Source organism: Pseudomonas sp. GCM10022186, from assembly GCF_042656385.1.
Classification (GTDB): Bacteria; Pseudomonadota; Gammaproteobacteria; order Pseudomonadales; family Pseudomonadaceae; genus Metapseudomonas.
On the sequence record NZ_JBHSOU010000060.1, the window covers coordinates 95,829 to 113,554 of the forward strand.

The 17,726-nt window shown below is 67.2% G+C and carries 15 protein-coding genes and 5 pseudogenes; 2 read left to right on the forward strand and 18 right to left on the reverse strand.

Translation table 11 applies throughout. The features are described 5' to 3' along the window. Nucleotides 1-165 precede the first annotated feature (165 nt). Both dxs and ACFPU0_RS19435 read right to left on the reverse strand, forming a co-directional pair. Nucleotides 166-2,061, reverse strand: a complete 1,896-nt coding sequence (dxs, locus tag ACFPU0_RS19430; RefSeq protein ID WP_377694900.1) for a 1-deoxy-D-xylulose-5-phosphate synthase — start codon at nucleotides 2,059-2,061, stop codon at nucleotides 166-168. A 266-nt stretch (nucleotides 2,062-2,327) separates the two neighbouring features. After that, complete coding sequence (locus ACFPU0_RS19435) at nucleotides 2,328-5,597, reverse strand: acetyl-CoA carboxylase family protein (protein WP_377694901.1); 3,270 nt, start codon at nucleotides 5,595-5,597, stop codon at nucleotides 2,328-2,330. A gap of 192 nt (nucleotides 5,598-5,789) precedes the next feature. On the opposite strand from ACFPU0_RS19435, the gene ACFPU0_RS19440 reads away from it, so the two are divergent. Both ACFPU0_RS19440 and ACFPU0_RS19445 read left to right on the forward strand, forming a co-directional pair. Then, nucleotides 5,790-6,689: a phosphatase PAP2 family protein gene (locus tag ACFPU0_RS19440; protein ID WP_377694902.1), complete on the forward strand. Its 900-nt coding sequence runs from the start codon at nucleotides 5,790-5,792 to the stop codon at nucleotides 6,687-6,689. A 29-nt stretch (nucleotides 6,690-6,718) separates the two neighbouring features. Further along, nucleotides 6,719-6,927, forward strand: a pseudogene (locus ACFPU0_RS19445) (oxidoreductase); the annotation flags it as partial. A 66-nt stretch (nucleotides 6,928-6,993) separates the two neighbouring features. Here ACFPU0_RS19445 and ACFPU0_RS19450 read toward each other — a convergent pair. The 16 genes and pseudogenes from ACFPU0_RS19450 to ACFPU0_RS19525 form a co-directional block, all read right to left on the reverse strand. Then, a complete protein-coding gene (locus ACFPU0_RS19450; protein ID WP_377694903.1) occupies nucleotides 6,994-7,650 on the reverse strand; it encodes a DUF3313 domain-containing protein in 657 nt (218 codons plus the stop codon). Between the two features lie 248 nt (nucleotides 7,651-7,898). Further along, nucleotides 7,899-8,220, reverse strand: a pseudogene (locus tag ACFPU0_RS19455) (MFS transporter); the annotation flags it as partial. A gap of 51 nt (nucleotides 8,221-8,271) precedes the next feature. Further along, nucleotides 8,272-8,589 (reverse strand): annotated as a pseudogene (locus ACFPU0_RS19460) (dihydrodipicolinate synthase family protein); the annotation flags it as partial. A 124-nt stretch (nucleotides 8,590-8,713) separates the two neighbouring features. Continuing rightward, complete coding sequence (locus ACFPU0_RS19465) at nucleotides 8,714-9,763, reverse strand: trans-3-hydroxy-L-proline dehydratase (RefSeq protein ID WP_377694905.1); 1,050 nt, start codon at nucleotides 9,761-9,763, stop codon at nucleotides 8,714-8,716. Nucleotide 9,764: 1 nt separating this feature from the next. Then, on the reverse strand, nucleotides 9,765-10,487 hold the full coding sequence (locus ACFPU0_RS19470; RefSeq protein WP_377694906.1) for an amino acid ABC transporter ATP-binding protein: 723 nt from the start codon (nucleotides 10,485-10,487) through the stop codon (nucleotides 9,765-9,767). Beyond that, on the reverse strand, nucleotides 10,480-11,130 hold the full coding sequence (locus ACFPU0_RS19475; RefSeq protein ID WP_377694908.1) for an amino acid ABC transporter permease: 651 nt from the start codon (nucleotides 11,128-11,130) through the stop codon (nucleotides 10,480-10,482). Before ACFPU0_RS19475 ends, ACFPU0_RS19470 begins: the two co-directional genes overlap by 8 nt. Nucleotides 11,131-11,140: 10 nt before the next feature. Next, nucleotides 11,141-11,806, reverse strand: coding sequence for an amino acid ABC transporter permease (locus tag ACFPU0_RS19480; protein ID WP_377694909.1), 666 nt, complete (start codon nucleotides 11,804-11,806; stop codon nucleotides 11,141-11,143). A 57-nt stretch (nucleotides 11,807-11,863) separates the two neighbouring features. After that, nucleotides 11,864-12,685: a transporter substrate-binding domain-containing protein gene (locus ACFPU0_RS19485; protein ID WP_377694911.1), complete on the reverse strand. Its 822-nt coding sequence runs from the start codon at nucleotides 12,683-12,685 to the stop codon at nucleotides 11,864-11,866. A 379-nt stretch (nucleotides 12,686-13,064) separates the two neighbouring features. Further along, the gene (locus ACFPU0_RS19490) at nucleotides 13,065-13,811 is read right to left on the reverse strand and encodes an AraC family transcriptional regulator (RefSeq protein ID WP_377694912.1); all 747 of its coding nucleotides are present in this window, start codon (nucleotides 13,809-13,811) and stop codon (nucleotides 13,065-13,067) included. 8 nt (nucleotides 13,812-13,819) lie between these two features. Continuing rightward, nucleotides 13,820-14,179 (reverse strand): helix-turn-helix domain-containing protein, encoded by a 360-nt coding sequence (locus ACFPU0_RS19495; RefSeq protein ID WP_377694913.1) that lies wholly within the window; start codon nucleotides 14,177-14,179, stop codon nucleotides 13,820-13,822. After that, on the reverse strand, nucleotides 14,169-14,480 hold the full coding sequence (locus ACFPU0_RS19500; RefSeq protein WP_377694914.1) for a type II toxin-antitoxin system HigB family toxin: 312 nt from the start codon (nucleotides 14,478-14,480) through the stop codon (nucleotides 14,169-14,171). The genes ACFPU0_RS19495 and ACFPU0_RS19500 overlap by 11 nt, the downstream gene beginning before the upstream one ends. A gap of 94 nt (nucleotides 14,481-14,574) precedes the next feature. Continuing rightward, nucleotides 14,575-15,258 (reverse strand): annotated as a pseudogene (locus ACFPU0_RS19505) (hypothetical protein); the annotation flags it as partial. Further along, nucleotides 15,158-15,487: pseudogene (locus tag ACFPU0_RS19510) on the reverse strand (NAD(P)/FAD-dependent oxidoreductase); the annotation flags it as partial. The pseudogenes ACFPU0_RS19510 and ACFPU0_RS19505, both read right to left, overlap by 101 nt. After that, entirely contained in the window at nucleotides 15,484-16,419 is a 936-nt protein-coding gene (locus ACFPU0_RS19515) for a 4-hydroxyproline epimerase (protein WP_377694915.1), read from the reverse strand. The pseudogene ACFPU0_RS19510 and the gene ACFPU0_RS19515, both read right to left, overlap by 4 nt. Before the next feature lie 113 nt (nucleotides 16,420-16,532). Then, complete coding sequence (gene ispA / locus ACFPU0_RS19520) at nucleotides 16,533-17,420, reverse strand: (2E,6E)-farnesyl diphosphate synthase (RefSeq protein ID WP_377694916.1); 888 nt, start codon at nucleotides 17,418-17,420, stop codon at nucleotides 16,533-16,535. Beyond that, nucleotides 17,417-17,659: an exodeoxyribonuclease VII small subunit gene (locus tag ACFPU0_RS19525; RefSeq protein WP_377694917.1), complete on the reverse strand. Its 243-nt coding sequence runs from the start codon at nucleotides 17,657-17,659 to the stop codon at nucleotides 17,417-17,419. Before ACFPU0_RS19525 ends, ispA begins: the two co-directional genes overlap by 4 nt. Nucleotides 17,660-17,726 lie beyond the last annotated feature (67 nt).

Consider the following 17,726-nt stretch of genomic DNA (forward strand, 5'->3'; position numbering starts at 1 on the left):
TGGATAGCGCTTTTCTATCCACCAGCGAGGCATTGCAAGACACCGATGGTGGAAATCCCCAACGGGATTTCCACCCTACGCGCCTGGAAGCCGCGAGGTAGCAATGACCTCCGCCTGCCTGGATTGGCGTTGAGCGAAGCGATACCCATGCTGTGGGAGCGAAGATCAGAGGCCCAGCAGCGCCATCCGCTTGCGCACCGAGGCCTCTATACCCTTGGCGTCGAGCCCGCACTCGGCGAGCATTTCCGCCGGCTTGGCGTGTTCCACGTAGTAGTCCGGCAGGCCCAGGTGCAGCACTGGCTTGACCAGGTTCTCGCGGGCGAGGAACTCGCTGACGGCGGCACCGGCGCCACCCATCACACTGTTTTCCTCGATGGTCACCAGCAGCTCGTGGCTGTCGGCCAGCTCGCGTACCAGCGCTCCGTCCAGGGGTTTGACGAAGCGCATGTCGACCACCGTGGCATCCAGGCCTTCGGCCACTTGCAGGGCCTCGGCCAACTGCACGCCGAACACCAGCATCGCCACTCTGCTGCCCTTGCGGCGTACCACGCCCTTGCCGATTTCCACCGGTGCCAGGGTCGGGTCGATGGGCGCGTTGGGGCCGCTGCCGCGGGGATAGCGCACCGCCGCGGGGCCTTCGAACCGGTACCCGGTGGTCAGCAGCAGGCGCAGCTCGTTCTCGTCGCTGGGGGTCATCACCAGCATGCCGGGGATGCAGCGCAGGTAGGACAGGTCGAAGCTGCCGGCGTGGGTCGGGCCATCCTCGCCCACCAGGCCGGCGCGGTCGATGGCGAACAGCACATCGAGGTTCTGCACCGCCACGTCGTGGATCAGCTGGTCATAGCCGCGCTGGAGGAAGGTGGAGTAGATGGCCACCACCGGCTTGGCGCCGTCGCAGGCCATGCCGGCCGCCAGGGTCACGGCGTGCTGCTCGGCGATGGCCACATCGAAGTAGCGATCCGGGAAGCGCTCGGCGAAGGCCACCAGGTCGGAACCTTCCTTCATCGCCGGGGTGATGCCCACCAGGCGCGGGTCCTGTCCGGCCATGTCGCACAGCCATTTTCCGAAGACGTTGGAGTACCTCGGGCCCGACGGCTTCTTCGGGGTGGCCGGGGCGTTGATCGGCTCCAGCTTGGTGATGGCGTGGTAGCCGATGGGATCGGCCTCGGCCGGGGCGAAGCCCTTGCCTTTCTTGGTCACCACATGGAGGAACTGCGGGCCCTTGAGGTCGCGCATGTTGCGCAGCGTGGCGACCAGCGTGGGCAGGTCATGGCCGTCGATGGGGCCGATGTAGTTCCAGCCCAGCTCCTCGAACAGGGTGCCGGGTACCAGCATGCCCTTGGCGTATTCCTCGGTGCGGCGGGCGATCTCCCAGGCCCCGGGCAGGCGCGACAGCACTTTCTTGCTGCCTTCGCGCATGCTGGCGTAGGTGCGGCTGGAGAGGATCTTCGCCAGGTAGTTGGACAGGCCACCGACATTGTGCGAGATCGACATGTCGTTGTCGTTGAGGATCACCAGCATGTCGGCCTGGACGTCCGAGGCATGGTTGAGCGCTTCGAAAGCCATGCCGGCGGTCAACGCGCCGTCACCGATCACGGCGATGGACTTGCGGCTGGAGCCCTGCATGCGGGCGGCGATGGCCATCCCCAGGGCCGCACTGATGGAGGTGCTGGAGTGGCCGACGCCAAAGGTGTCGTACTCGCTCTCCACCCGGCGCGGGAAGGCGGCGATGCCGTCCTTCTGGCGCAGGCTGCCCATCTGCTCGCGGCGTCCGGTGAGGATCTTGTGCGGGTAGGCCTGGTGGCCCACGTCCCAGACCAGCCGGTCGTCCGGCGTGTCGTAGACGTAGTGCAGGGCGATGGTCAGTTCCACCACGCCGAGGCCGGCGCCGAAGTGCCCGCCGGTCTTGCCGACGGTGTAGAGCAGGTACTGGCGCAGTTCGTCGGCCAGGGTTTCCAGCTCCGCGTCGCCGAGCCGGCGCAGCTCAGCCGGCGTTGCCGCGCGGTCGAGCAGGGGCGTGACGGGGCGTTCGCGGGGAATCTCGTGGAACGTCGTGGGCATCAGGCTAGTCGTTATGGGCAAAAAAAGATGGCGCAGTTTACCTGATGCGCCTTTCACTGCCCAAGACGTGGTGTCGGATGCTTCCTACATACTTGGCGGCGAATAGATGCCTGGCATACTCCCCTCTCCCCCAACCCCTCTCCCTGAAGGGAGAGGGGAGTATGGCTGTGCAGGCCTTGATCAATCAGTCCAGGCATACTCCGAGCCGCGAAAGCTTCAGGCGTGAGTCACCCCTCTCCCCTTCAGGGCGGGGCCGGAGTGAGGGCCTACCAGGTATCCACGAAGCCTCTTTTCTTCCCTTCCCGTTTTCCTGGCCCTGGCGCGGCGTTCAGCCCGCGCAGCAACCAGGATCGCGTGTCCATCGGGTCGATCACCGCGTCGATCTCCAGGAAACTGGCCATGTTGATCGCCTTGCCGTTCTGGTAGGCCTTGGCGACCATCTTCTCGAACAGCTTCTCGCGCTCGGCGGGATCTTCCACGGCCGCCAGCTCCTTGGCATAACCCAGGCGCACCGCGCCCTCCAGGCCCATGGCGCCGAATTCGCCGCTGGGCCAGGCGACGGTGAACAGCGGCGAATGGAAGCTGCCCGCCGCCATGGCCTGGGCGCCCAGGCCGTAACCCTTGCGCAGCACGACGGTAAAGAAGGGCACCGAGAGCCCGGCGGCGGCGACGAACATCCGCGAAACGTGGCGCACCGTGGCCTGTTTCTCCGATTCCGGGCCGACCATGAAGCCGGGGGTATCGCAGAGCGAGACCATGGGAATATCGAAGGCATCGCACAGCTGCATGAAGCGCGCCGCCTTGTCGCCGGCCCGGGCGTCGATGGCGCCGCCCAGGTGCATGGGATTGTTGGCGATCAGGCCGAAGGCCTTGCCCTCGATGCGGATGAAGGCGGTGACCAGCCCCGGGGCGAACTGGCGGCGCAGTTCCAGCACCGAGTCCCGGTCGGCGAGGTTTTCGATCAGCGCGCGGATGTCGTAGACCCGCAGGCGGTTCTCCGGAATGGCGTGGCGCAGCAGGCGCTGGTCGGCGCACTGCCAGCCTGCCAGGTCGCCCTGGAAGTAGGACAGGTACTGCCGCGCCACCCGCACCGCCTCGGCCTCGTCCTCCACCAGCACATCGATCACCCCATTGGGCGCCTGGACGCTGGTGGGGCCCACGTCCTCCGGGGCGAAACGGCCCAGGCCGCCGCCTTCGATCATCGCCGGGCCGGCCATGCCGATGCTGGCGTTGCGGGTGGCGATGATCACATCGCAGCAGCCGAGCAATGCGGCATTGCCGGCGAAGCAGCGGCCGGACACCACCCCCACCAGCGGCACCAGGCCGGACAGCCGGGCCATGCCGACGAAGGTGTGGCAGTCCAGCCCGGCCACGCCGACGAAATCCGAATCCCCCGGCCGGCCGCCACCGCCCTCGGCGAACAGCACCAGGGGCAGGCGCCACTGCTCGGCCAGGCCGAGCATGCGATCGGTCTTCTTGTGGTTCATCACCCCCTGTGTTCCGGCGAACACGGTGTAGTCGTAGGCGATAGCCATGCAGCGGGCGGCCGCGCTGCCGAATCCCGCCGCGTTCACCGTGCCGATGCCGGCCACCAGCCCGTCGGCCGGGCTCTGCTCGATCAGCTCCTCCAGGGAACGGCGCCGGCGCTGGGCGGCCAGGGCCAGGGCGCCATATTCGATGAAGCTGCCCGCATCCAGCAGGTCATCGAGATTCTCGCGGGTGGTGCGCTGGCCGCTCCCGCGCCGCCTGGCCACGGCCTGCGGGCGCCGCTCATCCGTGGTGATGGCATGGCGCTCCAGTACTTCGGCGAGATCAAGGCGGATATGCGCGAGATCGAGGCTTTCCTCGCTCTGCACGGCCTCGCCAGCCACCTCGACGGGCTCCAGGAACAGCAGCGGCGCGCCTTCGAACAGGCTGCCGCCGGGGGCCGCCACCAGGGCGCGGACCATGCCGCTGTGGCTGGCCTTGACCACGAATTCCATCTTCATCGCTTCCAGCACCGCCACCGGCTGGCCGGTGGCGACGGTATCGCCCACCTGCACGTCGAGGCTTACCAGCACGCCCTGGCTGGGGGCGTTCAGCGGTATGCAACCGGCCGGCGCATCCACCTGGCCGGTTCGCTCCGTGCCGGCGCCGCTCGCGCCACTGACGAACAGATGCGGATGGGCGGCCTGCTGCGCCGCCAGCAGTTCGCCGATCTCCCGTTCGATGAAGCGGGTGTCCACGCCTTGCGCCAGTTCCCGGCGGCGCAGCAGGTTCTGCAGGAAATGGATATTGCTCGCCACCCCTTCCAGGCGGAATTCGCAGAGGGCGCGGTAGGCGCGGCGCAGGGCGGCGGGCAGGTCGTCGCCCTGGACGATCAGCTTGGCCAGCAGCGAGTCGTAGCTGGGGCTGGTGGCATAACCGGCATAGCCATGGCCGTCGACACGGATGCCCGGTCCGCTGGGTGGCTCGTAGGCGCTGATCAGGCCGCCGGCCGGGCGGGCGCTGCCGTCTGCCTGCATGCTTTCCAGGTTGACCCGCAACTGCACGGCGAAACCGCGCGGGGCGATGGGCTCCAGCAGGCCCAGATCGGCCAGGCTGGCACCCGTGGCCAGGCGCAGCTGTGCTTGCACCAGGTCGATACCGGTCACCGCCTCGGTGATGCAGTGCTCCACCTGGATGCGTGGGTTGGCCTCGATGAACACGAAGTCACCGCGCGCGGTATCCACCAGGAACTCGAAGGTACCGATGCCGCGGTAGCCGACCGCGGCAGCCAGGGTCAGCGCGGCGTCGAGGATGCGCCGGCGCAGGCCGGCGTCCAGCTCGGGTGCCGGGGCGATCTCGATCACCTTCTGGTGGCGGCGCTGCAGGCTGCAGTCCCGCTCCCAGAGGTGGGTCACGGCTTCGCCGTCGCCCAGCACCTGCACTTCGATGTGCCGGGCGTTGTCGATCAATCGTTCCACGTAGAGGTCGCCATTGCCGAATGCCGCGCGGGCCTCGGACTGGCAGCGCGCGAAGGCCTGCTCCAGCTCGGCAGCCTCGCGCACCGCGCGCATGCCGCGGCCGCCGCCGCCGGCCAGGGCCTTGAGCATGATCGGGCCGCCCTCCAGCAGGGTGCGGGCTTCGTCCAGGCTCGTGGCGCTATTGCTGCCGGTGGCCAGGGGCAGGCCGCAGCGGGCCGCCAGCTCGCGGGCGCGGGCCTTGTCGCCGAACAGCTCCAGGGCCTCGGCGGAAGGGCCGATGAAGCGAAGGCCGGCCGCCTCGCATTGGCGCGCGAAGTCGGCGTTCTCGCTGAGGAAGCCGTAGCCGGGGTGCACCGCATCGCAGCCATGCTGGCGAGCGATTTCCACCAGTTGCACGGCGTCCAGGTAGGCCGCCGCGCCACGGCCTTTCAGCGGCACTGCGCGGTCGGCCTTGCGCAGGTGCAGGGAATCGCCGTCGTCCTCGGCGTACACCGCGACGCTCACCATGCCCAGCTCGGCGGCGGCGCGGGCGATGCGAATGGCGATCTCGCCACGGTTGGCGATCAGCAGGGTCTGGATGGCTCTGTTCACGACGAGGGTCCTTGGCGTGGGATGCCCTGATCTTAGGCAGTGCAAGCTGGCCACCGCAGCCAACTGTGCCGTGACGAATACCCATCACTCAGGGCGGTTGATGATCCGGTGACACGGAATGTCCGAATCGGCCCTTGTCGCCCCGTTCGCGCTGCAGTATCTGTGGCGCCTCTGCCATCACAAGGACCTGCCATGAATGAACTGCTGCACAGCCTGGACTGGGTGCTGCCCCTGCGCAGCGAGGGACTGACCCCGCTGATGCGCTTCTTCACCCTGCTGGGCTACGAGAAGTTCATCCTGTTCTTCCTGCCGCTCGGCTACTGGGCCTGGAACCGCGGCGTATTCCTGCGCCTGCTGGTGCTGGTGGCCGTCACCGCGCTGCTCAATGCCTGGCTCAAGGACTACTGGCAGGACCCGCGCCCGGACGCCGTCCTGCGCATGGACCATGAAGTGGGCGACAGCTTCGGTCTGCCCAGCGGCCATGCGCAGATCGCCGTGGTCATCTGGTTCTGGCTGGCCTTCGAGCTGCGCCGCGTCTGGGCCTGGGTGGTCAGTGGCGTGGTGGTGACCGGGATCATCTTCAGCCGCCTGTACCTCGGCGCCCACGATGTGGAAGACGTGCTGGGCGGCTCGCTGCTGGGCATCGCCACCCTGCTGGCGTTTTCCCAGGTGCGCCACTGGCACTGGTGGGCCGGCGCCCACGGCGCCTGGCACCAGGGGCTGCTCCTGCTGGTGTTCCTGCTTGCCTGGCTGACCTGGCCGGGGACGGCGCCGAGCTATGTGCCGCTGCTGGCGGGGCTGATGGCCGGGGTGCTGTTCGGCTTCCGGCAGTTGCCGTTCTCCGCCGAGGTCGCCACCTGGCGCCGCCTGCTGGCGGCGGCCATCGGCGCCGTGGCTTTCATCCTGTTGCAGAAGTCGCTGAAGCTGGCCGGCGCCGCCTGGCCGCTGGACCCGCAACTCTGGCAGGGCCTGCGCGGGCTGGTCATGGGGCTGTTCGTGGCGCTGGCGATGCCCTGGCTGCTGGTGCGGCTGGGGCTGCTGGCGATGCAGCGCAAGGCGAAACCCGAAGCGCTGGCCGGCACGGCTGCCTGAAACGGGGTTTTGCCGAATTCGTCATCGGCGGCGAGCTGATCATCGCCATCGATCCGCAGCGCATCCTCGGCAGCGATGCCGCACAGCACCTGCAAAGGGCCGAAGCGGTGTTCGACGGCATAGTCGGGCAGGGCGCGCGCCTGCCGTCGCAACGTCGCTTTGATGCGCGGGCGCGCAGCGCGGTGGAGGGGTGAGGATGCCAAGGGTGTTGTACGAGGAAATCCAGGCACTGTTGTGAACCTGACCTGATCCGTCCGCAGGCGTCAGGGCAGCACGCACCACTGCTGCCCTGACGCCGGCAGGCTCAGGGGTACAGGCGAATGTCCTGTGCCATGTCGTTGACGATGGATTTCAGGTCATCGAGGGTGACGTGCTGCTGGTCATTGTCGAGCGACTTGCCGAAGCCTTTGCGAACTACGCGGGCGACCGGTTGATTGGTGGCGCCATCGATGAACTCACCCTCGAGGTAGAGCTCGGTGTCCTGGTCGCGGTGCCCGGTGGCGGTCATGGTCCCTGCCACCACCAGCGCGATCGGAATGACCTCATAGGGTTTGAGCCCTTCGGTGGCGGTGTCCACGCCGGTGATTGCGCCGCGGAAAATCAGCGTGCCGGGCCCCGCACTGGTCGTCAGTGGCAGCCGGCTCGCCATGGCCTGGCTCAACTGTTCATTGGTGTATTGCAGGAGCTCTGTCAGCGTCTGGTTGCTGATCTGCTCGGTCGGCTTGGGCTGCGGGTAGAACTTGACCGGTTGATAGAGCAGGCCGGAGTAGTTCTTCGGATTGAAATTCGGCGCGGTCCAGCGCAACACGGTTTTGCCGGTGCTTGTCTTGACTTCCTGCAGATCGGCATAACTGGACAGGAAGCCCGAGTACTGCTCCGTACTGGCCGTCTGCGAGGTGCAGCCCGCCATCATCATCGCGGCTGCCAAGGCTCCACCACATAGCCACTTGCTTGCGCTCATGTCGCTGTTCTCCTGGGTGAGGAGCAGTAACGCTAGACCAGGCCGTCGCTTCATGCCGGGCTCCGCGCGTTCTTTTGGTCGCCTGACGGTTTCCCTGGATCGATGGCGCTGCGAAATGCCAGGCATGCCTGCACGGTGCATGGCATTGGACACCGTCGCCGCCATTGCAAAAAAAGCCCCGGCAGGGCCGGGGCGAATCGGGATTCCCCGGGGCTGCCGACACCCCTAGCCCAGGGCTTCCCGCGTGGTTATGCCATCCACCAGGCAGCCGCTTCGGCGTCCACGGCGTGCAGCGACTTGCCACGGGGTTCCCGGGCGAGGCCGACGGCGAGCACCGAAAGCGCGGAGGCGGCCACCAGGTACCAGGCGATGGGCGTGGAGGACTGGTACCGCTTGAGCAGGCTGGCGGCGATCAGCGGCGCCAGGGAGCCGGCGAAGATCGGCGCCACCTGGTAGTAGAGCGAGAGCGCGCTGTAGCGCACATGGGGTGGGGAACATCTCCGCCATCAGCGCCGAGTAGGGCGCATAGGTCATGGACTGGATGGCCAGGCCCAGGGTGAGGGAAGTCAGTCCTTACAGCCCTACATCTGGCAGCGCCGGACGGTTGGCCAGGGCCTTGGCCATGATGCCGTCGACGCCGACCCGCTCCACCGCTTTGGCCACCTTGGCGGCGCCGGCGCTGGTGAACTCGGCGATCCCGCAGATCACCGGCACGCGGCCGCCGGAGGCATCCTTGGCGACTTCGGTGACGGCCATCTTCTCCTCGATGGTCAGCGAGGTGTTCTCGCCGACGCTGCCGCACACCACCAGGCCGGACACGCCGTCGCGCACCAGGTTGGAGATGACCTTGTGGGTCGCTTCCAGGTTCACCGAGAAATCGCTGTTGAATTGGCTGGTGACGGCGGGGAGTACACCGCTCCAGTTGACGCTCTTGCTCATGGGTAACTCCATTTCGATGGGGTGGTTCCGGCTCGTCGCGGCAATCGCGGGCAAGCCGGAACCGTTCGCGATCGCCAGGGCGGGCGTCGTGGTGGATCGGCAGTGGTTCGGTTGGCTGGCTGCGCTACTTCAACTCGTGACCTTCCGCATCCCGTGGCCAGGTATCGGAGAGCCGATAGCCGCCTGGCCAGGGATCGCCGGGGTCGAGCAGGTGCTGGTGAGTGCCGGTGATCCAGGCGCGCCCGCTGATGCTGGGGATGATCGCCGGGCGCCGGGCGACCTCGGTCACGGCTTCGATCCGGCAGTGGAATCGCGAGCCGATGATGGAGCGGCCGATAAAGGCTTCGCCCGGTTCCAGCTGCCCCTTGGCGTGGAGCACCGCCATGCGCGCCGAGCAACCGGTGCCGCAGGGCGAGCGGTCGATCTTGCCCGGGCGGATCACCACGGCGTTGGCCGCGCCGGCAACGCCCTGTTCGCGCTCGACGGGCGCGGCGATCTGGCAGAAGGAGATGTGGTCCCAATCCGGGTTGAGCGGGTGGACGAAGCCCAACTGCTCGTTCGCTGCGTGGGTGATCTTCAGGCCGGTGGCCACCAGTTCGGCGGCTTCATCGGCGGTCAGGGCGAAGCCCAGTTTCCTGGCATCGGCGATGACGAAACTGTCGCCGCCATAGGCGGTATCCACCTGCAGCGAGCCTAGGCCTTCCACTTCGATCCAGGCATCCAGGCGGTCGGCGAAGGAGGGCACGTTGCGCACCGTCACCCGTTCGGCCTTGCCATCGCGGCAGTCGGCGGTGACTTCGATCAGCCCGCCCGGAGCCTCCAGCACCAGGTGGGTCTGCGGCTCGGTCATCGGCAGGATGCCGCTGTCCAGCAGCACGGTGGACACGCACAGGGAGTTGGAGCCGGACATGGGCGGGGTGTCGGCCGGCTCCATGATGATCCAGGCCATCTGCGCCCGCAGGTCCTTGGCCGGCACCAGCAGGTTGACGTGGCGGAACACGCCGCCGCGCGGTTCGTTGAGGACGAAGTTGCGCAGGGTTTCATCGCGGGCGATCCAGCGCGACTGCTCCCACAGGGTGGCGCCGGGAGGCGCTGCGACGCCGCCGACTATCACATCGCCCACCTCGCCTTCGGCGTGGCAGCTGACTACATGGATGATTTTCGAACTGCGCATGTCAATTCACTGATTTCAGGAAGTCAGCGGTTTCAGGAAGCTGTGGCGCGCCGATCACCTGCTCCGGCGGGCCGATTTCATGGATTCGCCCATTGCGGAAGAAGGCCACGCGGTCCGACACATCGCGGGCGAAGCGGATCTCGTGGGTGACCAGCACCATGGTCATGCCCTCGCTGGCGAGCATGCGCATGGTGTCCAGCACCTCGCCGACCAACTGCGGGTCCAGCGCGGAGGTGGCCTCGTCGAACAGCATGTAGTCCGGCGACATGGCCAGCGCGCGGGCAATCGCCATGCGTTGCTGCTGGCCGCCGGAGAGCTTGTTGGGGAAGACCTTGAGCTTGTCGCCGAGGCCGACGTGAGTGAGCTGGCGCACGGCGACTTCCTCGGCCTCCTCGCGGCTTTTCCCGAGCACCTTGCGTGGGGCCAGCGTCACGTTCTCCAGCACGGTCAGGTGGGGGAAGGCGTTCCACTGCTGGAAGACGATGCCGATCTTCTGCCGTAGCTTGTTCAGGTCGGTGCCCTTGGCGTGGACCTCCGTGCCGTCCACGCGGATCTGTCCGCCCTGGATCGGCTCCAGGCCGTTGATGCACATCAGCAGGGTGGACTTGCCGGAACCCGATCCGCCGATGATCGAAACCACCTCGCCCTTGTTCACGGTCAGACTGACGCCCTTGACCACGTCGAGCGCGCCGAAGGATTTGTGCACGTTGTCGATCTCAATCATTTTCCTGCCACCTTTTTTCCAGCTGGGTGCCCAGGCGGGCGATCACCAGGCTCATGACGAAGTAGATGAGGCCGGCGATGCCGAGCACGAACAGCGGCTCCTGCAGCCGGGTGACTATGGTTTGCGAGGCGCGCAGCAACTCGACGATGCCGATCCAGAGCACCAGCGAGGTGTCCTTCATCACCGCCAGGGTCAGGTTGATCCAGCCGGGGAAGGCGACGCGGGTGGCCATGGGCAGGACGATGTGAAGCAGGTCCTGGGTATGGCTCATGCCCAGCGAGCGGGCGGCGCGGCGGGTCGACTGCGGCACCGCCAGGACGCCGCCGCGGACGATCTCCGCGCAGTAGGCGGTGGCGTAGGTGCCGAGCACCACGCAGGCCACGGTGAAGGCGGACCAGTCCAGCTCGATGATGGTCTTGAAGGCATTGAGCAGGACGAACTGGATCAGCAGCGGCACACTGCGGAAAACATCCAGCACCCAGGCCAGCGGCAGGCTGGCGCGCGGCAAGAGGGCGCGAACCAGGCCGCAGAGGATGCCCAGCAGCGTGCCGATGAGCATGGCCCAGGCGGTCAGCGTGAGGGTCGTCCAGGCGCCCTGGAGGAGGAACTGCATGTCGTTCCAGGTAAAGCTCGAGCTATACATGCCGGGCTCCTCAATAGCGGAACAGGCGCCAGGCCATCAGCCGCGCCCCGAGGACGATCAGCTTGGCGAGGGCGAAGTAGAGGACGGCGGCCAGGGCGAAGTACTCGAAGGTGCGGAAGGTCTTCACGTTCAGCGCCTGGGTCACCCCGGTGAGGTCGCTGGTCATGCCCACCACCACGCCGAGTGAGGTCATCAGCAGCGCCCAGACCATCTGGTTGGTCAGCGGGTAGAACACCACCCGCAGGAGCTGCGGGATCACCACCAGGCGATAGGCCTGGAAGGCGCCCATGCCCAGGGACCGGGCAGCACGCATTTGCGTGTGGGGCACCGCATTGAGTCCGCCACGGAAGGTTTCGGCCAGGTAGCCGGCGTTGTTGAAGGTGATGCCCGCCAGCAACGCGGCCCAGGAGCCCATGTGCAGGCCGAAGGCGCCCAGGCCGAAGTAGAGGATGTAGACCTGGAACAGCGCCGGGGTATTGCGCGCAATGGAGACCCAGGCCATGGCCACCGCCCTGACCGGGCGGCTGCCGGACTGCTGGCCAAGGGCGAGGCCGATGGCGATGGCCGTGCCGAGCAGCATCGACAGCACGGCGATCTCCAGGGTCACCAGTGCGCCACCGAGCATTTCCGGCAGGGCGAGGAAGGCGGATCGCCAGTGGAAGGTGTAATCGAACATCCGAAACTCCTCTCTGGAGCCGGGCCGGAGGCGGTGCCCCCGGCCGGCTCCTCGCGCTTAGCGGTAGACGCCGTCGGCGGTCAGCACCGGAGCGTCGCCACCGACCCACTGGGTGAAGAGTTCCTGGTAGCGGCCCGAGCGCACCTGGTGGTTGACGAACAGGTTGAGGTAGTTGAGCAGGCCGTACTCGTTGCGCTTGGCGCCCAGGGAGACGTAATCGATGTCGTAGGGCGCGGTGCCGGCGATGGTCAGGCCCTGGTACTTGCCGGACTTGATCAGCGAGGAGGCGACGGTGGAGGTCACGGTGGTGGCGTCGATCTGCCCCTGGCTCAGGGCGAGCACGGCATCGGCCAGGGACTGGTAGGCGTGGAAGGCGCCCTTGGAGTCGCCCCACTGCTTGACGTCCTTTTCCAGCGCTATGGCTTCGTAGGTGCCGGCGGGGCCGCCCACCGAGCGGCCCTTGAGGTCGTCGTAGCCCTTGACCCCGGCGTTGTCGCGGGTCAGCACCACCATCTGGAAGGCGAAGTAGGGAATGGTCAGGCCGACGGTCTTGGCGCGTTCGAGGGTGTCGGAGGTGGAGGCGACGATGACGTCGGCGCGTCCGGAAACCAGCGCGGGAATGCGGTCGGGGAAGGGCGTCTCGACGATCTCGGCTTCCACGCCAAGGGTCTTTGCCAGGTCTGTGCAGTAATCGACGTCGAAGCCTGCCGGGGCGTTCTTCTCGTCGCGGAATCCCATGGGCGGGAAGTCCAGGGTCACTGCGCAACGCAGCTTGCCGGATTCGATGATGTCGTCGAGCTTGTCGGCCTGGGCGGTATGGGCCAGGGTGGCGCCGAGTGCGGCGGTGAAGGCTAGGGCGATGATTTTCTTGTTGTACATATCGGCCTCGAGACTGGTTTGAGTTGGCTGGCGATGGGGCGCGCCGGGACATTGAATGTCTTGGGGAAAGCGTTTTCGGGTGTGGTCCTGCTGTGGATTCGACAGGCCAAGATTCGCGCCGCAGGGCCCGGGGAGGCTTGATGGATTTCCGCCGGGGTCATGACGAAATCGGCATAGTGGGCGGGACTCCCCTCGTGGCCCTTTCGCGAATGAATTCGCTCCCACAAGAGGCCCGCCGTAGGGTGCGCTGTGTGCACCGGGATACGGACTGCTGTCATGCGAGAACGTCGTAGGAGCGAGCTCTGCTCGCGAAGGACGCCCGTTCGCGAGCAGAGCTCGCTCCTACATTGGATACCGCAGCGCCAATGGCTTCGTGCGGTCAGCCGCGGCAGGTGTCTCGGTACTGGCTGGGGGACAGGCCGGTGAGGGCCTTGAACTGGCGGCTGAAGGCGCTGTGGTCGGTGTAGCCGCAAGAGAGGGCGATCCCGGTGATCGGCATGTCGCCGGCCAGCAGTTGCGAGGCGGCGCCCAGTCGCGCCTTGTGGATCATCTGCCTGGGGGTGAGCTGGAAGATGCGCTTGCAGTGCCGCTCCAGCTGCGCCACCGAGAGCCCGGCAATGGCGGTCAGCTCGCCAAGGGTGATGGGTTGCGCATAGTGCTCGCGGATATGGGCATCGACCGCCGCGAGCTTCTGGTAGGCCGGGTGGCTGGATTGCGGCGCCTGCAGGTCGTAGGAGATGCCGGCCATGCCGATCACCCGTTGCTCTTCGTCACGCAGCGCCAGTTTGTGGGTCAGGCACCAGCCGGGCTGGCGGCCGGGGTAGAGGTGCAGTTCCAACTGGTCGCTGAGCGGCTCGCCGCCTTCCAGCACCCGGCGGTCCTGCTCGGTGTAGTGCGGACCGAAGCGGGTGGGGAAGACGTCTTCGGCCGTGTGTCCCAACAGCTCGTCCTTGCTCTTCACCCCGCAACGCCGCGCCAGGGTCTGGTTCACCAGGACATAGCGCGCCTGCGGGTCCTTGATGAAGAACACCACATCGGGCATGGCATCCAGCAGCGGGGCGATCTGCTCCAGGCTGTCGAGCAGGGTGGGCAGGTTGCGGGCGGTGGGAAGGTGTTCGAGTTGCATGGCGTCGCTCAGGCCACACCGGCCAGGAGGCTGTCGTAAGGAATGTTCAGGCCGTCATGCAAGCGCTTGATCATGCGCAGACTCAACGGGCGCTTGCGATTGAGCACTTCCGAAACGCGTCCGCTGGGGCCGATGAAGGGCTCCAGATCCTTGGGCGTCAGGCCCTGCTGCTCCATGCGGAACTTGATCGCCTCGATGGGATCGGCCGGCATGATCGGATAGTGGCGATTCTCGTAGACCTCGATCAGGGTGCTCAGCACCTCGGCCTCGTCCGCTTCCGGGCTGCCGGCCGGAGCCTGGAAAATGGCCTCCAGCTGCTTGAAGGCGTCCCGCAGGTCCTGATCGTTACGGATCGGCTTAATAGTCATTGACGGTCTCCACATCGATCCTGTCGTACTGCTCGTGGGTGCCGATGAACTTCACCCAGGCGATTCCGGCTTGGTACTGCATTTCCACCACCAGACGGTATTTGTTGCCGCCGATGTTGAATACGACCCGGTTGTTGCCGCAAAAGCTGGCACTGCGGTATCGCTCCTTGATGTCGCGAGGCGAACGCCAGTCGGCTCTAAGGGCCTCATCGTGCCAGCTTTCGAGTGGTCCTTGTGCATCCGCGTGGGCGGGGTGCCGCTCCCAAAATCGACGCAGGGTGCTTTTTGCGATGATCCTCATCCTAGCAGCTCTCTCCCAAACCGGGAGAAATGCTGGACATAGCAGATGCTCCGGACAAGGGATAACCCTGTCAGACCCCTCTGATCGGCACCGCTTAATCTTCGCTTCGTTCCAGGCACAGCAGCGTCTCGATCCGCGCCGGCGATAGCGGCGGCCGTGGCGCGGGTGGTGCCCAGCCGAACAGGAACTGGCCGGCGGCGCCACACACCCGGCCCTGGCAGGCGCCCATGCCGCAGCGGCTGTGCAGCTTGGCGTCGGTCCAGTCGCGGCGGTCGGCCAGTTCGGCGAACGGCACGTCCTCGCAACGACAGACCAGGGTGTCCGGTTCCGCCAGTTGGCGTAGCCGTGGGTTCAGTTCGAAGGTGCGTGCCAGTTGGTCGGCGAAGGCCTGCCAGTCGTCCACGGCGATGGCCTGTTCCCCGATGCGGCAGCCCAGGGCCTGGCCGAGCTGGATATTGGGGATCGGGCCGAAGCCGCAGGCAAGGCGGTCGCAGGGGATCTCCAGCACCTTGCGGCCCTGCTGCAGGCGTACCCCCTCCAGGCGATCGCGGCCCAGCGCGGCCAGCACATGGCTGGAGGGGCGGTAGCCGCCACGACCAGGGTGCGGCCATCCAGGCGGAGTTCGATCATCCTTCTGCTCCTGCTGCGCGGGCACTGGAAAAGCGCCCGGGATTGTAGGCGGCGCCCTGCCTGCTGAGGGTGGCGGCCTTGCGTTCCGCCTCGTGCATTTCCGCCTCGTTGGCCGCCAGCCACAGGGTGCCGCAGTTGCGGTAGGCGCACCCGCAGTCCAGCCGATGCGCCCACTGCCGCCAGATACCCAGGGAGTAGTTGCACAGCGCCAGCTCCGCCGGGCTGTCGTCCATGGCTACCAGGTGCCCCATCCCGGCAGCGGTGGCGCCGCCCTGGCCGCTGTCCAGCACCCGCACGTCCAGGCCGCGCAGGGCCAGCTCAAAGGCGCAGGCGCTGCCGATGATCCCGGCGCCGATGACGATGACGTCCGCCGTCACAGGCGGATGCCCCAGGCGAAGGGATCGTCATCTTCCAGGAGGAGGGTGGCTTCCGCACTCAGATGGGCGCGACCGCGAATGGTCGGCACGATGCGACCGTCTTCCAGCCACTCGAAGCGGCCCTCGAACTGGCTGCCGATGATGCTCGCCTGGCGCCAGGGTTCGCCGGCGGCCAGCTTGCCGTCGGCCGCCAGGCAGGCCAGCTTGGCGCTGGTGCCGGTGCCGCAGGGGGAGCGGTCGTAGGCCTTGCCGGGGCAGAGCACGAAGTTGCGGCTGTCGGCATCGGCGTCTTCGGCGAACAGCTCGATATGGTCGATTTCGCCGCCGTCCTCGCCGCGTATGCCCTGGTCCTCCAGCGCTTGCTTCACTGCGCAGGTGTAGGCGGTGAGGGCGTCGAGGTTGTCACCGGCGACACGTTGGCCGTGATCGGCGATCAGGAAGAACCAGTTGCCGCCCCAGGCGATGTCGCCGACCACCTGGCCGATGCCCGGCACCTCCAGGCGGACGTCCTTGCGGTAACGGTAGGCCGGCACGTTGCGCACGCTGACCGAGCGATCCTCGTGCAGCGTCGCTTCCACCGTGCCGACCGGCGTTTCGATGCGGTGGACGCCGGGGCGGATGCGCCCCATGTGGGCCAGCGAGGCCACCAGGCCGATGGTCCCGTGGCCGCACATGCCGAGATAACCGGTGTTGTTGAAAAAGATGACTCCGGCACAGGCCTGTGGGTCCTGCGGTTCGCAGAGCAGGGCGCCCACCAGCACGTCGCTGCCGCGCGGCTCGAGCACGGCGGCGGCGCGCCAGGCGTCGAATCGCTCGGCGAGAAGGCGCCGGCGCTCGGCCATGCTTCCCTGGCCAAGGCTCGGGAAACCCTCGATTACCAGGCGGGTGGGTTCGCCGCCGGTGTGCGAATCGATGACGCGAATGCTCTTCATGGATGCCTGCCCCTGCTGTGGAAAATTCCAGGCAAGGGTGGCGCTGCGGAGGTGTTGGCGGCTTGAGGGATTTCTGCCGGGCCCGTGACGAAATCGGCACAGGCCCGGGGCGGTCAGCTGCGTCGTTCGACGATGTAGCGGGCCAGGGCGCGCAGCGGTTCGGCGGTGTCGCCGAGGCCGGCGACGGCCTGCAGGGCCTGGTCGCGCAGTTCCAGGGCGTAGGCCTTGGCGTTGTCGAGGCCGAGCAGGGCGGGGTAGGTGGGCTTGTCGTGGGCCTGGTCCTTGCCCTGGGTCTTGCCCAGGGTGGCCGTGTCGCTCTCGACATCGAGGATATCGTCCTGCACCTGGAAGGCCAGGCCGACGGCGCGGGCGTAGATGCGCAGCGCGGCCAGGGCCGCGGGGGTGGCGTGGCCGCTGGCCAGGGCACCGAGGCGCACGCTGGCTTCGATCAGGGCGCCGGTCTTGTGCCGGTGCATGGTTTCCAGGGCGGCCTGGTCGAGCTTGATGCCCACCGAGCCGAGGTCGATGGCCTGGCCGCCGACCATGCCGGCGGGGCCGGCGGCGTGGCCGAGGCTGGCGATCATCGCCAGGCGGGTCTCGGCGTCGTGGGGGTTGCGCTCCCCATCGGCCAGCACTTCGAAGGCCAGGGCCTGCAGGCCGTCGCCGGCGAGGATGGCGCAGGCTTCATCGAAGGCGATATGGGTGGTGGGCTGGCCACGGCGCAGGTCGTCGTCGTCCATGGCCGGCAGGTCGTCATGGACCAGCGAGTAGGCGTGGATCAACTCCACCGCGCAGGCCGCGCCATCGGCCCGGGCCAGGTCGCCGCCCAAGGCCTCGCAGGCGGCGTAGACCAGCAGCGGACGCACCCGCTTGCCGCCGTTCACCACGCTGTAGCGCATGGCCTGGTAGAGACGTTCCAGCGGTGCCAGCGGGGCGTCGAACAGCGCGGCGAGGGCGGCGTCGACACGCTGCTGGCAGCGGGTCTGGTAGTCGGAAATCATGCTTGTTCGTCCGCGTCGAAGGGCGCTTCTTCCAGTTGGCCGTCGCGCTCCAGCAGGATCTGCACCTTCTGCTCGGCCTGGTTCAGCGCGGCCTGGCATTCGCGGGTGAGGCGGATGCCCTGCTCGAAGGCGCTGAGGGAGTCCTCGAGCGACAGTTCGCCGCTTTCCAGGCGCTCCACCAGGGTCTGCAGTTCGGCGAGGGACTGTTCGAAATCGGGGGTGGCTTTCTTGCGGGCCATGCTGCTGTCTCGCGGGAATCGAATCGGGCGCGACACTAGCAGAGCCGCACCCTGTGGGCAAATGAAG

Excerpts from the sequence above, each read along its gene's own strand:
- dxs (WP_377694900.1), bottom strand. The coding sequence starts at position 2,061 with ATGCCCACGACGTTCCACGAGATTCCCCGCGAACGCCCCGTCACGCCC.
- ACFPU0_RS19440 (WP_377694902.1), top strand. The coding sequence starts at position 5,790 with ATGAATGAACTGCTGCACAGCCTGGACTGGGTGCTGCCCCTGCGCAGC.
- ACFPU0_RS19450 (WP_377694903.1), bottom strand. The coding sequence starts at position 7,650 with ATGAGCGCAAGCAAGTGGCTATGTGGTGGAGCCTTGGCAGCCGCGATG.
- ACFPU0_RS19465 (WP_377694905.1), bottom strand. The coding sequence starts at position 9,763 with ATGCGCAGTTCGAAAATCATCCATGTAGTCAGCTGCCACGCCGAAGGC.
- ACFPU0_RS19470 (WP_377694906.1), bottom strand. The coding sequence starts at position 10,487 with ATGATTGAGATCGACAACGTGCACAAATCCTTCGGCGCGCTCGACGTG.
- ACFPU0_RS19475 (WP_377694908.1), bottom strand. The coding sequence starts at position 11,130 with ATGTATAGCTCGAGCTTTACCTGGAACGACATGCAGTTCCTCCTCCAG.
- ACFPU0_RS19480 (WP_377694909.1), bottom strand. The coding sequence starts at position 11,806 with ATGTTCGATTACACCTTCCACTGGCGATCCGCCTTCCTCGCCCTGCCG.
- ACFPU0_RS19485 (WP_377694911.1), bottom strand. The coding sequence starts at position 12,685 with ATGTACAACAAGAAAATCATCGCCCTAGCCTTCACCGCCGCACTCGGC.
- ACFPU0_RS19490 (WP_377694912.1), bottom strand. The coding sequence starts at position 13,811 with ATGCAACTCGAACACCTTCCCACCGCCCGCAACCTGCCCACCCTGCTC.
- ACFPU0_RS19495 (WP_377694913.1), bottom strand. The coding sequence starts at position 14,179 with ATGACTATTAAGCCGATCCGTAACGATCAGGACCTGCGGGACGCCTTC.
- ACFPU0_RS19500 (WP_377694914.1), bottom strand. The coding sequence starts at position 14,480 with ATGAGGATCATCGCAAAAAGCACCCTGCGTCGATTTTGGGAGCGGCAC.
- ACFPU0_RS19515 (WP_377694915.1), bottom strand. The coding sequence starts at position 16,419 with ATGAAGAGCATTCGCGTCATCGATTCGCACACCGGCGGCGAACCCACC.
- ispA (WP_377694916.1), bottom strand. The coding sequence starts at position 17,420 with ATGATTTCCGACTACCAGACCCGCTGCCAGCAGCGTGTCGACGCCGCC.
- ACFPU0_RS19525 (WP_377694917.1), bottom strand. The coding sequence starts at position 17,659 with ATGGCCCGCAAGAAAGCCACCCCCGATTTCGAACAGTCCCTCGCCGAA.